Source organism: Sphingobacteruim zhuxiongii (assembly GCF_009557615.1).
Taxonomy (GTDB): domain Bacteria; phylum Bacteroidota; class Bacteroidia; order Sphingobacteriales; family Sphingobacteriaceae; genus Sphingobacterium; species Sphingobacterium zhuxiongii.
In genome coordinates this window covers 1,172,223-1,185,949 of the sequence record NZ_CP045652.1, presented here as the reverse complement: position 1 = coordinate 1,185,949, position 13,727 = coordinate 1,172,223, and the positions used below count along the sequence as shown (strand labels likewise).

8 protein-coding genes are annotated in these 13,727 nt (G+C 38.1%); 4 read left to right on the top strand and 4 right to left on the bottom strand.

The window, feature by feature from the left end:
- Positions 1-323 precede the first annotated feature (323 nt).
- Positions 324-2,162 carry a UbiD family decarboxylase gene (locus tag GFH32_RS05120; RefSeq protein WP_153510055.1) on the bottom strand — a complete coding sequence of 613 codons (1,839 nt, stop codon included), beginning with the start codon at positions 2,160-2,162 and terminating at the stop codon, positions 324-326.
- 64 nt (positions 2,163-2,226) lie between these two features.
- Positions 2,227-3,096, bottom strand: coding sequence for an SDR family oxidoreductase (locus tag GFH32_RS05115; protein WP_153510054.1), 870 nt, complete (start codon positions 3,094-3,096; stop codon positions 2,227-2,229).
- Positions 3,097-3,311: 215 nt separating this feature from the next.
- On the opposite strand from GFH32_RS05115, the gene GFH32_RS05110 reads away from it, so the two are divergent.
- From GFH32_RS05110 to GFH32_RS05095, 4 genes are all read left to right on the top strand, one after another.
- Positions 3,312-4,550, top strand: coding sequence for a deoxyribodipyrimidine photo-lyase (locus tag GFH32_RS05110; RefSeq protein WP_153510053.1), 1,239 nt, complete (start codon positions 3,312-3,314; stop codon positions 4,548-4,550).
- A gap of 191 nt (positions 4,551-4,741) precedes the next feature.
- Positions 4,742-7,486, top strand: coding sequence for a 2-oxoglutarate dehydrogenase E1 component (locus GFH32_RS05105; RefSeq protein WP_153510052.1), 2,745 nt, complete (start codon positions 4,742-4,744; stop codon positions 7,484-7,486).
- A 66-nt stretch (positions 7,487-7,552) separates the two neighbouring features.
- Positions 7,553-8,788: a 2-oxoglutarate dehydrogenase complex dihydrolipoyllysine-residue succinyltransferase gene (odhB, locus tag GFH32_RS05100; RefSeq protein WP_153510051.1), complete on the top strand. Its 1,236-nt coding sequence runs from the start codon at positions 7,553-7,555 to the stop codon at positions 8,786-8,788.
- A 94-nt stretch (positions 8,789-8,882) separates the two neighbouring features.
- Positions 8,883-9,899: a hypothetical protein gene (locus GFH32_RS05095; RefSeq protein WP_202111184.1), complete on the top strand. Its 1,017-nt coding sequence runs from the start codon at positions 8,883-8,885 to the stop codon at positions 9,897-9,899.
- Positions 9,900-9,905: 6 nt separating this feature from the next.
- On the opposite strand, the gene GFH32_RS05090 is transcribed toward GFH32_RS05095, so the two are convergent.
- Positions 9,906-11,840, bottom strand: coding sequence for an LTA synthase family protein (locus GFH32_RS05090; protein WP_153510050.1), 1,935 nt, complete (start codon positions 11,838-11,840; stop codon positions 9,906-9,908).
- A 1-nt stretch (position 11,841) separates the two neighbouring features.
- Positions 11,842-13,722: an LTA synthase family protein gene (locus tag GFH32_RS05085; protein ID WP_153510049.1), complete on the bottom strand. Its 1,881-nt coding sequence runs from the start codon at positions 13,720-13,722 to the stop codon at positions 11,842-11,844.
- Between the last annotated feature and the right edge of the window lie 5 nt (positions 13,723-13,727).

Sequence of the window (13,727 nt, the reverse complement as noted above, 5' to 3'; positions counted from 1 at the left end):
AAAGTAAAGCATTATATAATTAATATCATAATGTTTTTTAATTTTTATTGATAAATTATCAATAATACTTCTTTTTCATTGTGTTTTTATCATCATATAAGCCTTTTCTTTGAAACAAGCAGCATAAGCATATTAAAACATTCCCATCACAACCTAGAACATAACAATCCTTAGTTTGTAGAAAAAACACAATAGCAAGATGTAAAAGGTTTCTGATCATCGGTATGAAACGCGCATATACCAAATAAAAATGCTCCATATTCTTTTGTTTAACACAAAGAATATGGAGCATGTTATCTGAGGCACCGCTGCCTATTTTAATTCTATATTATTCCGTGCAATGAGCCTCCTTTAGTAGCTAGCTGTTCTACACGGCGCTCAACTTCCGGATCTTTAATCAAATCTGGAGCATGATGTGGCTTAGCTCGCGCATCAATAATGACAGGACCGCGACAGCCCCAATGCTTGTATTCCGTAAAGCTATCTATCCCGTAGATATCATACGAAGGATTGCTTCTAGTAAATGTCGTCCACACAAAATTATTCTCATTCTCGGCCACGAATCCAGCATCATCAGCGAGAACAATACATTGGATTCCAGTCCAATCATAATTCGAAGCAGCCCTTGTCCACTCCGCCAATACTTTTGCTTCCTCTTCGTAGCTTGAAAAAGACTTTCCATCGATAACAATTATACCTGGCAAAGCCAACTTAGCATTTTGGAAAGGTCTTGGTAATTCAAAACCAGCAGGCAACGTTCGCGCGAGCTCACGTTTTTTGTCCCCAACAGCAGCAAAAGTCACTTTAGAACCAGCATTTAAGCCATCGCCAGTGTAATCAAGTGTATCTATCGTAGTCTTTGTTAAGAAATGTAAGTCTCGAGTTAAGTCTATTCTTTCAAATATATGGGTAAAGAACCCTTCGATATCATGAATATCCAGCTTTGGATTATCTTCAAATGCAGAGATAAATAGATATTTCGCTAAACTAAGCTGATTTGTCCCTAGTATTTGGTTCGCAATCGTTAAAACTTCCTGGGGTCTTTCCACTTTTTGATATGGAGTATAACGCTCACTACCGATTGCAAATAACAGCGGATGAACGCCAGCAGGGTCTACCGCATGAACAGCATGTAAACCAGCAATTTGCTGAGGAATCGCATTTCCAGTTATTTCATGAATCAATGCCCCAAAACTTGTATCTTCTTGAGGCGGACGCCCTACAACCGTAAATGACCAAATAGGATCCTTTTTATGGTAAACTTTATGCACTTTCATCAAAGGGAAAGGATGCACTAAGGAGTAATAACCTATATGATCACCGAAAGGTCCTTCCGGTTTATTTTCATTTGGATAAACTGTTCCAGTAATAACAAAATCAGCATCTGCTGAGATACAAAACCCTTCGTCGTCATAAAAATAGCGGAATCTTCGATTCCCTAATGTGCCAGCAAAGATCATTTCAGATAATCCCTCTGGAAGAGGCATCACCGCCGAAAGCGGATGCGAAGGAGGACCTCCAACAAAGATACTGACCTTTAAAGGCTTCCCTAGTTGATTTGCTTTGGTTTGATGAACACCGATTCCACGGTGTAATTGATAATGGAGTCCGATTTCTTCGTTTTGTATATATTCATTTCCCCCAAGTTGAATTCTATACATGCCTAAGTTGGCATTCATAATGCCCGGCTTTGTCATATCCTCAGTATATACTTGCGGCATAGTAACAAATGGTCCACCATCCATTGGCCAATTGACAATTTGAGGAAGCTCCGAAATACTTGTCCGCCCATACAATATAGGTGCATTGGATTTTCTCTTCCAAGGAAGAGCGCCTAAAGCCACCATCGAAGAGCCCGCATAGCGTAGCGGATTTTTTAAAACAGACATGGGATTCATTTTCACATCAACCAATCGTTTTACATGCTCAAGGGTATCTCGAAACATGAATCTCGATCGATCCAATGTGCCAAACAGATTAGAGACTGCTGGAAATTTCGACCCTTTTATATTTTCAAAATAGATTGCAGGACCCTGCGCATCATAGACACGCATATGAATTGCAGCCATTTCTAGATAAGGATCAACCTCCTCTTTAATTCGGATTAAGTGTCCGTTATTTTCTAAATCTATTACACATTCGTGCAAGCTTTTGTATCCCATATTAATAATATAGCTTAACTACAAATGTAACGGAATTCGTGGGATAAAGAAAATCTAAAGGTCTTTAACCACCACTTATAATTTGATCAAGTGGTGTAAAAGAAAACAGGATAATTTGTTTCCAATTTGAATTATCAATAGGATATTCTCTTTTCATTAGGCGATTAAATTCTACAAGGTCCTCACTGTTGATATGATAGAATTTCTTGTAAAATATACTCATGATTGCATGGGGTAATCGAATGCTTTTGACTGGAGAATCAGGAAACAAATGCTTCCTATACAATCGAAACATCTCTTGAATCGTTAATGTATTTGGCCCTCCAATTTCAATTGTTTCATTCAAGAAGTTTTTCTTCCAATCCACATTGTAAATCCAACGTAGCAAATCTAAGGCTGAAATGGGGCTGAATTTCACAGAAGCAATACTGGAGTCATAAGGTAGATATTTCCCTCGGAATACTTGTCGCATATAACGATCAAGAACACTGCCCCTTCCAATAGCAAGATTCTTAAGGATTACCGTATACGTCAATCCACTTGCTTCCAGGGCTGCCTTAATTGGTGAAACGAAAGGCTTATCCATTAGGCGCGCGATATATATAATTCGTGAACAGTTATTTCTTCGTGCGAGTTCTATAAAGTTATTTAAGGTAATGATCTCTAAATTTAAGTTGACCATCTCCCCCAGTTCAGGAACATGGGTAATATAGATTGCTAAATCGGCATCTTTTTCCAATTTGAATGCATCGAATTCCTTTCCACGTCGTAATAAATCAACTTTATTAAGCGATCCTGTGAGTTCTTCATTCGTCCTTGCGCGAAATAATTCCACGTCACGAACAAGTCCGTGAACATGAAAATCTTCTTTATTTAGATGGCTCATTGCTCTTTTCCCCAAATAGGAGTTTAAGCCCGATATTATTACTTCCATTGATTCTAATCCAAAATCCAGAACTTCACTAATCACCTTGCTTGTCTAACAGACAAGTGTTGTTGAATGTTTCTTGATTCTGATAATTTTACAAATCAAAAGAATTTTTACATAAAAACATTGTCTATAGTGTGTAAAAATACCTTCTAACACGGAATTAGATGCTTTCGATACATTATATTTGCTGAATTAGCATAATTGGGGAACAAAAAGAAATGGGTAAAAAAGTCGTATTAGTTTGGTTTAGGAATGATTTACGTTTGCATGATAATGAAGTATTAGTGGAAGCGTTAAATAAATCCGACTTGATTATTCCGGTTTATTGCTTTGACCCTCGCTACTTTAAAACCAATAAATTCGAACAAAAAAACACGGGAATTCTTCGTGCCTCCTTCGTACTTGAGTCGGTCTCGCATTTGAAAGAGCAATTGCAAAACATGCAGAGTGACTTAATGACTTTCGTTGGATATCCTGAAGAGATCCTACCACAACTTTGCGCAAAGTATGAAGTTGATGAAGTTTATCATCATCGCGAAGTGGCTTATCGGGAAACTATGATCTCGGAGTTAGTGGAGTCGGCTCTTTGGGAAAATAAAATTAATCTCCGACACTTTATTGGGCATACGCTTTACCACAAAGAAGATTTACCCTTTCCAATTAAAGATATCCCTAACAAATTTAATGTATTCCGAAAGAAAATCGAACGTGAAAGCATGGTTCGCAAACCGATTGCTTCACCGGAAAAGATTGCTAGCCCACAGCATTTAGAGCCGACAGAGCTCCCGACGCTGTCCGACTTAGGCTATTCTGAATCGGAAATTGAGAAAACGAAAGGAAAAACATTTGAAGGTGGTGAAGCCAAAGGAACCCAAAAGCTAAACCAACTTTTAGATCCACATTACAGTGATTTTCAGAATTTCACATTGATCTCTCACTATATATCCGTTGGTGCTTTATCTCCGATATATGTTTATGATGAGATGATTAAGTCAAATCTGAATCAAAATAAAAAACGCTTTGATCGATTACTAACAGCACTATTATGGAGAGATTATTTCCGTTTTATGCTAAAAAAATATCCCAACATTTTTTTCCAAGCGAATGGCTTGCATGATGACAAACATTTCTCGGAAGAACTCGATAGCGAAGCTATTCGAAAATGGATGAGTGGAAACACGGGTGAAGATTTAATCGATGAATCTATGGAAAAGTTGTTGCGTAGCGGCAATTTGACGTATATGAATCGTCGACTGCTTGCAAGTTATTACATGCAAGAAGTAAGTAACAATTGGCTATTAGGCGCTTCCTTTTTCGAGGAACACTTACTAGACTATAATCCGGCCTCAAATTATGGCTATTGGTCACATATTGCAGGAGTCGGAACAAGCGATAAAGAGAACACAGCAAGCAGCTGGCATGAGCTTGCAAAAAAACTAGAAACACAAAAAGCATAATTATAAATTTAATCTGAAAATCTTGTCTTTTTTACAGTATTAATGGGTTTATTTATTTAAAATCGACATATAATTTTAAATATTTAAAAAATGTCGGAAATCCCGTTAAAACATTGTATTTTATCAGCTTTAAATGAGGAAAACTCTTTTATTATTTATAAATTTGGCAAAATTTTATCTTACCTATCCACATGGACAAATTGACATATTTGAGTAATGCCGACTCGAGTTATATCGACGGATTATATCAAGCGTACAAAGCCGATCCAAACGCTGTAGACTTTGGCTGGCAAAAGTTTTTTGAAGGATTTGAATTTGGACAAGGTTCTGAAGGCGTATCTGGTTCTGTAGATGTTGAAAATGTTTCGGAACACGCTTTAAAGGAAATCGATGTTCTTAATATGATTCACGGCTATAGAGATCGTGGTCACCTTTTCACTCATACAAACCCTGTTCGCGAGCGTCGCAAATACTACCCAGGCAAAGAATTAGAAACTTTCGGATTATCTGAAGCTGACATGGACACTGTATTTAATGCAGGTGTTGAAGTTGGATTAGGTCCTGCGAAATTACGTGATATTCGTCAGTTGATCGAAGACACCTACTGTCGTTCGATTGGTGCGGAATTTAAATATATCCGTAACCCAGAGAAGATTAAATGGCTTCAAGATCGTATGGAGGCAGATCGTAACAAGCCGAACTACGATAAAGAAACAAAACAACGTATTCTAAAGAAACTAAATAGAGCAGTCGTTTTTGAAAACTTCCTTGGAACAAAATTCTTAGGTCAAAAACGTTTTTCTCTTGAAGGTGCAGAAGCATTGATTCCTGCATTAGACTCTGTATTGGAAAAAGGTAGCAACCTAGGTATCCAAGAGTTTATGATTGGTATGGCACACCGTGGTCGTTTGAATGTATTAGCAAACATCATGGGTAAGCCTTATAAAACTATCCTTTCGGAGTTTGAAGGTAAGATGTATGCTGATGAGGATCCTGAATTACAATTCGGTGGAGACGTAAAATACCACTTAGGATATTCTTCTGACATCACAACAGATTCTGGCAAACAAATACACTTATCATTAGCACCTAACCCTTCCCACTTGGAGACAGTTGATCCAATTGTAGAAGGTGTTGTTCGTTCTAAGATAGACATGAAATATGATGGAGATGCATCTAAAATTGCTCCTATCTTAATTCATGGGGATGCTGCAATTGCTGGACAAGGTGTCGTATATGAAGTGACTCAGATGTCTAAGTTAGAAGGTTACCGTACTGGTGGTACAATTCATATTGTTATCAACAACCAAGTAGGTTTTACGACAAACTATAAAGATGCGCGTTCTGGTACTTACTGTACTGACGTTGCAAAAATCACTTCTTCTCCAGTATTCCACGTTAATGGTGATGACGCAGAGGCAGTTGTTTATGCGATTAACTTAGCTGTAGAATATCGTCAGAAATATAAGACTGATGTTTTCATCGACTTGTTATGTTACAGACGTTATGGACATAACGAGGCAGATGAGCCTAAATTCACTCAGCCTTTATTGTATAAAGCAATCGAGAAGCATGCTAATCCGAAAGAGGTTTATGCTAAGAAACTTCAAGATGAAGGTACTATCGACGCGGCCTATGCGAAAGAAGTTGAGAAAGAATTCAAAGACTATTTACAATTGCAATTAGATGCTTCTAAACAAGCAGAAAGCTTAGAAGGTGAAATCCCTATGTTCGGTGGAGCATGGAAAGGTCTTCGCCCCGCTAAGAAATCTGATATCTTTGCTGAAGCAAACACAAAGGTTTCTGAGAAAGAGTTTAAAACACTTGCTACAGAGATTACTACTTTGCCGAAAGACAAAAAGTTCTTCCGTAAGATTTCCAAATTATTTGAAGATCGTGCAGCGATGATCAAAAATGATTCTTACGACTGGGCAATGGGAGAATTAATGGCTTACGCGACTTTATTAAATGAAGGTAAACGCGTTCGTATCTCAGGACAAGATGTTCAACGTGGAACATTCTCTCACCGTCATGCGGTATTAACATTAGAAGATTCTGAAGAGAAATACATTCCATTAGCGCAAGTTAATGGTGGTGATCGCTTCAACATCTATAACTCATTGTTATCTGAATATGCCGTTCTAGGTTTTGAATATGGATATGCACTAGCGAATCCGAGTTCATTAACAATATGGGAGGCTCAATTTGGTGACTTCTACAATGGTGCTCAAATCATCGTTGACCAGTACCTAAGTAGCGCGGAAACAAAATGGAAGCGTTCCAATGGTTTAGTGATGTTGTTACCACACGGTATGGAAGGTCAAGGCCCTGAACACTCTTCAGGTCGTATTGAGCGTTTCTTAGAGCTATGTGCTAATGACAACTTAATTCTTGCTAACTGTACAACACCTGCAAACTACTTCCACTTATTACGTCGTCAATTAGTACGTGACTTCCGTAAACCATTGGTTGTATTTACGCCAAAAAGCTTATTGCGTCATCCAAAAGTTGTTTCTAAATTAACAGACTTTACAAAAGTTAATTTCCAAGAAGTAATTGATGATAGCTACGCAAAAGCAGCTTCGGTTAAACGTGTATTATTTTGTTCAGGAAAAATCTACTACGATTTGTTAGAGAAACAACAAGCTGATAAACGTACGGATATAGCAATTGTTAGAATTGAGCAACTATACCCTAGCCCAATCGAGCAATTAAAAGCGATTCACAAAAAATACAGTAAAGCGAAAGAATTTATCTGGGTACAAGAGGAAAATGAGAACATGGGTGCATGGCCTTATTTCTGTCGTACATTACGTAAAACTGACGTTGAATTTACTGACTATATCGCACGTACGGCAAGTGGTAGCCCTGCAACAGGATACATGAAAAAACACGTTGCTCAACAAGAAGCAATCATAAATAAATCATTCGAATAAACAATTTATTTAACCAGCCGTTGTATCTTTAAGAGTGTACAACGGCTGGTTTAAAAAAATAACTATATGAGCTTAGAAATTAAAGTCCCTACAGTTGGAGAGTCAATTACGGAAGTGACTTTGGCCCAATGGCTAAAACAAGATGGTGATTACGTCGAGATGGACGAGAATATCGCCGAATTGGAATCAGATAAGGCTACTTTTGAACTACCTGCAGAGAAAGCTGGTATCTTACGTATTATTGCACAAGAAGGCGACACTTTAGAAATCGGTGCTGTCGTTTGTACAATTGAAGAGGGAAGTGCTCCTGCTGGATCTGGCGAGAAGAAAGAAGATGCTCCTGCTAAAGAAGCTGCTCCTGCTGCTGCAAAAGCTGAAGAAGACGAAAGTCCAGAGACTTATGCTGCTGGTACTGCTTCTCCTGCTGCTGCTAAGATTTTAAGAGAAAAAGGAATCGATCCTTCAACCATAAAAGGTACAGGTAAAGACGGTAGAATCACAAAAGAAGATGCTGAAAAAGCACAAGTTTCTGCTGCTCCTAAAGCTGCTGCAAAACCGGCGGCTAGCCCTGCTCCTGCTGCTGCACCTGTAGTTGCGGGCGCGAGAAACGAACGTCGTGAGAAAATGAGCTCATTACGTAAAACTATCGCAAAACGCTTAGTAGCCGTGAAAAATGAAACTGCAATGTTAACTACGTTCAACGAAGTAAACATGCAACCTATCATGGATCTAAGAGCGAAATACAAAGATACATTCAAAGAAAAACACGGTATTGGACTAGGTTTCATGTCTTTCTTCACGAAAGCCGTTACAACCGCTTTAAAAGAATGGCCAGCAGTAAACGCACGTATCGAAGATAATGAAATCGTATACTCTGACTTCGCTGACATTTCAATCGCTGTTTCTGCACCTAAAGGATTGGTTGTTCCAATTATTAGAAACGCTGACGCTATGGCTCTTTACCAAATTGAAAAAGCAATTGCTGAATTAGCTGGTAAAGCTCGCGATAACAAATTAACACTTGAAGAAATGACGGGTGGTACATTCACAATCACAAACGGTGGTGTGTTTGGATCGATGATGTCAACTCCAATTATTAATGCTCCTCAATCAGCGATTTTAGGTATGCACAACATCGTTCAACGTCCTATTGCTGAAAATGGTCAAGTAGTAATCCGTCCGATGATGTATATTGCATTATCATACGATCACCGTATTATTGACGGTCGTGAGTCTGTAAGCTTCTTAGTTCGTGTTAAACAACTATTAGAAGATCCTGCTAGATTATTATTAGAAGTATAATCATTAGTAACATGATATTAAAAGGTCGTTAGATTGTTCTAACGACCTTTTCTTTTATATTTGTAAGATTACATAGGTATTTTTATCTCCGAACATGTTATATAAGAAAGACCAAATTCTACGCTATCTACTCTTCATTTTCTTTCTAGGTACAGTACATTATAGCGCCGCTCAACAAGTAGGCTATGGCATTGATTTCTTAGGATATGCTGACAATCGCGAATACAAAGCCCCCTATACGATTCCCAAAACATTCTTTGGTGCTACAATATCTCCCCATCTATACTTTCAGTTAGAGGACAATCATCGACTTTACGGTGGCGTGCATGTCAATCAAGAGTTTGGGACCCATGCTGATAATAAAGTTCGCGTCAAACCTATTGCTTATTATAATTACAACACCGATAACATAGATTTCGCAATTGGTTATATCCCTCGTTACGAACGATTTAAGAATATCCCAAAAATAGTATTGGCGGATACATTAATGTATGATCGCCCGAATGTTGAAGGAATGTACTTCCAATACAAAAACAGCAATTTCGAACAGGCAGTTTATATCGATTGGATGAGTAAACAAAGTTATACGCATCGAGAGCAATTTGTTGCAGGTATTTCTGGAAAATACAGAATGGGTAACTTCTATATTGCAAATGACGGATTACTATATCACAATGCGTTGACTAGCAATGATAGTATTAGCGAGCATATACAAGATAATGCGATCCTCATGTTGAGACTAGGCGCTGACTTGAGCCATAAAACATTCTTAGATTCATTAACGATTGATGCAGGCGCTGCATTAGGATACGATCGTTTGCGCTCTACCTATGAAAACAAAGGTGCTGGATTTATCGCAAATATTCATTTAGGTTACAAACGATTCTTCCTAGCAAACACCTTATATTTAGGAGATGCGATGAACCTTCCAAATGGCGATTCTTTCTATCATCGTGATCGATATAATCGACTAGATTTAGGTTGGATGCCTTTTAAATCAGACAAGATTGAAGGTAAATTTACCGCCTCATTCCACTTCTCCCCCGGACAAATTGACAATCAACAACAGTTTACGCTACGCTATCGATTTGGAGGTAAAATAAAGAACTAGAAGCGCTTATTCAGCCACAAGCTGATTATGTATCATCCGATTATTGTACTGCTGTATAAAGGCCTCTAAATGCTTTTTTAAGGAATCTGCTATAACAGGTTCTTCTTTCACTAAATCCTTAGACAATTTAGGGTCTACTTTTAAATTGTGAAGAGAGCTTACGCGTTCATTATCGAAAGTCATAAAGTAATCGCCCATAAAGAAATTATAGCTTCCCCCAATATTGCTTACTAAAAAATTGTCCCTTCTTGGATCAAAAGCATCAGAACCAAAAGCGAAATATGGTTTATCATATTGAAGATAATTCAAAACAGTTGGCATAATATCTATCTGCTGAACTAATTTATCCGACAAACCCTTTAGCTGTCCTCCTGGATAGTAAAAAATAATAGGGATTGCAAAGAAATTGGGAGTCGTATTGTATTCCGGAAAATGAATCATGCTCGCATGGTCTGCGACAATAACGAATAGAGTATTATTGTACCAATCACTTTTTGCAGCCGTTTGGAAGAATGATCTCAACGCATGATCTGCATAACCAATCGGCTCATGTAGAGGTAACTTTCCTTTTGGAAACTTGCCAGCGTATTGTTCGGGAACTTTGAACGGATGATGCGAACTCAACGAAAAGAAGCTACTGAAAAAAGGTTGCTTGAACGTATTCATTTTATTCGCCATAAATTGCATGAATGGTTCATCCCAAATTCCCCAAATACCATCGAAATCAGCGTCGTTGTTATACTCATTCTTTCCATAGTAGTTTTTTATCCCTGCCAACTGCATATAGGCAGAAAAACCCATGCTACCATTGGGAGCTCCATGGAAAAACGCCGTTTCATACCCTTTATCGCCTAATAACTTAGCTATACTGGTCGTTTTATTTCCCGAATAAATTGACAGCACGAACGGCTCAGCGATAGAAGGAATTCCAGTAATAACGGATGGAAGAGCGTCAATAGATTTTCTTCCATTGGCGTAGGACCGCGTAAACGTATAAGATTGCGTTATTAATGAATCTAAAAAGGGTGTATAACCTTTATAAGTGCCACCGTCAAGATTCTTATTGAAAAAGCCGATATGCTCCTTACCAAAACTCTCCATAATTAGGAATACGACATTTAGAGGTTTAAATTTTGCGGAGTCTACAGGTTGATGAATAACAGGATATATGGCTTGCAATTCTTGATCATCAAAAAAATGCTTTTCTTTCAGCGCGACTGCCTTCAAGGTTTTCAATACAGAGAATGGCGTATTTAAAACGATATTCATCTCTTCCGGTGATTTCACATAATCTCCAGCATTGCTCAGTGTAATTGGACGTGTACTATGCGCCCAGCCGCCACGAACTCCGCCTACGAATAAGAAAGCGACGAAGAGCAAGCAAATGAGTTGAACGAGGTAAAACATCCAGCCGCTGAATCGCTTGTATTCTATTCGCACAAGATCATAAATCTTGATCAATAACCAAATAATAACAACAAATTCTAGTAGTAGGTACCAGTAATCCATTAAGAAATCACCGGTCAACTTAAACAAGTTTTCTTCATTAGCGAACTGACCAAATACAGTTCCTGTCGTGCGCTTTAAGGTAAAGGGATAGTATGCAAAGTCAATCAGATTTAAACCTATTCCGATACTATTTGTACTGATAAAAATCCACTTGGCAACTTTCTGATACAAAGGATCAGATTTGAAAGGCAATGGAATGCCCATCATTAAAATATAAAGACTGTTCAAATAAAATAAGGCAGCAATATCGAATTTCAATCCGCCAAGCATCATATTTAACATTTCTGCGAAAGTCACATGCGGAAATTGATCCACGTTGTAAGCATAAAATCCAACGCGTAGGATCTGGTACACAAACAGCATAAGGACAAAGCGAATGATTATTGCTAAATAGGGTGCAAACCAACCTTTAAGTAATATTTCCCCCTTCATATTAGTACTTTAAAAACTCTTTGTATACAGTCTGATAATAAGCTTTCGCAACATTGAGAAGGCTATCGTTCTTTGCTGTTGGATAATCTTTCGTCGCCTGATAATTGATTACTTTTCCAACATTATCAAAGGAAATGCTTTGCTCCGGTGTGATAATACCAAAAGCATCTTTGGAGTTATAAAACGCAACTTGCGGCGTTGTTGGATTAAACAAATCACGGCTCCAATGAAAATGTTCTGTTGGTAAGCCTAATTGATGTAATAAGGTCGTCGCTAGATCAGTTTGATTTCCAATTCTTGATATTTTCTTACCTATGAATTCAGGCTTTAAAACTTCCCCAAATAGAAGAAGGGGAATATGGAATCGGTTAGGGTGTGATATCTCATATTTCTCAGCAGGAAGTCGGTGACCATGATCAGCGATAAAAATAAAAAGGGTGTTTTTATACCAAGCTTCTTTCTTCGCTTTCTCCACAAAATCATACAACACGGAATCAGTATAATAGGCGGTACTTCTAAATTTATTCGCGTTATTATCTGAGCCAAATTTATAGTTCCCCTTAAGCTGGAATGGTTCATGATTAACCAGCGTAAAAATACTGGAATAAAATGGCGTCTCTTCCTTTCGAAGATCTTTAATCATACGATTCAAGACCACTTCATCAGTCACGCCCCAAGATACCCGTTCTTCTGCCGGCGAAAAGTTAGCATTATCAACAACACGCTCAACTCCGTGAGTTAACATATAGGACTTTACATTATAGAATTCACTTTGACCGCCATGGTAGAATGAATTATGATAACCTGCAGAATCCAATTCTTGCATGAAGGCATACATATTTTCATGTTTAGCGATATACTTAATAACGCTTTCCGGTCCTTGCGCAGGAAACGCACTGAACGTTCCAATAACCCCTTTGTCCGATCGATCGGAGGCAGAATAAATTTTATCAAAGAAAACACCTTCCTTGATAAAGGATTCCATATGCGGTGTAATACCCTTCTCCCCGCCCATCGATTCCACCAAATCGCCAACAAAACCTTCTAACAGTACTAATACAATATTGGGTCTTTGTGTGGTTAACACATTGATGGCAGAATCTGGATTATTTGCAATCGCCGGTTTAATATAGTTTGAGAGGTCCTCCGATTCAGGGAAGTAATTATAGGGCGACTTCTTGAGTGTGCTACTTTTAAAATAGTCGCGCAGTAAAGCCCATTGTGTACTAACGGCAGCATGGTTATTAAATGCCTCTTCCGAATAGTATGCCTTACTTGGGTTTAATGTTGCTCTACCATACCCACCACGGATGAAAGTAAAAATAATGGCAGCACCGATAAGCAATCGGAAAATCAACCCCCATTTCGACTTGATATGTCCGAAATGTACCTCCTTAAACAGTCTTTTGTAGATATAATAAAACAGAACAATGCCGACAATCATTCCCAATATTGGAAAAAATATAGGCGTTGATTCAGCTGATGCCACTGCTCCCGAGGGGGATGCAAAAAATGCATCTATCGCACGTTTAGAAATCTTATCTCCCCATTCACGGTAGACATTCACATTGATAAACGAAACGACAAAAAAGACAACTATTAACACCAATGTGTATATATCGAGCCATTTTCTACCGATTTTCCATTTTGGAATGAACGATACCAAACTATAAATAACAAAAGGAAGTGCGCTAATATAAGCGACGGTTGAGAAATCGAGACTCAAACCGTGATAAAACATCCTTAAAATCTCCTTTATCTTCGAACCTCCAATTTTCTCATAAAAACTGCTGATAAAAATTAGACGGTCTATAAAACAAATTAGTAGCCAAAAACCAAAATAACGAACAAAGGCTTTAAGCTCATTTACAACATCTTGCATGTGAA

Excerpts from the sequence above, each read along its gene's own strand:
- GFH32_RS05120 (WP_153510055.1), bottom strand. The coding sequence starts at position 2,162 with ATGGGATACAAAAGCTTGCACGAATGTGTAATAGATTTAGAAAATAAC.
- GFH32_RS05115 (WP_153510054.1), bottom strand. The coding sequence starts at position 3,096 with ATGGAAGTAATAATATCGGGCTTAAACTCCTATTTGGGGAAAAGAGCA.
- GFH32_RS05110 (WP_153510053.1), top strand. The coding sequence starts at position 3,312 with ATGGGTAAAAAAGTCGTATTAGTTTGGTTTAGGAATGATTTACGTTTG.
- GFH32_RS05105 (WP_153510052.1), top strand. The coding sequence starts at position 4,742 with ATGGACAAATTGACATATTTGAGTAATGCCGACTCGAGTTATATCGAC.
- odhB (WP_153510051.1), top strand. The coding sequence starts at position 7,553 with ATGAGCTTAGAAATTAAAGTCCCTACAGTTGGAGAGTCAATTACGGAA.
- GFH32_RS05095 (WP_202111184.1), top strand. The coding sequence starts at position 8,883 with ATGTTATATAAGAAAGACCAAATTCTACGCTATCTACTCTTCATTTTC.
- GFH32_RS05090 (WP_153510050.1), bottom strand. The coding sequence starts at position 11,840 with ATGAAGGGGGAAATATTACTTAAAGGTTGGTTTGCACCCTATTTAGCA.
- GFH32_RS05085 (WP_153510049.1), bottom strand. The coding sequence starts at position 13,722 with ATGCAAGATGTTGTAAATGAGCTTAAAGCCTTTGTTCGTTATTTTGGT.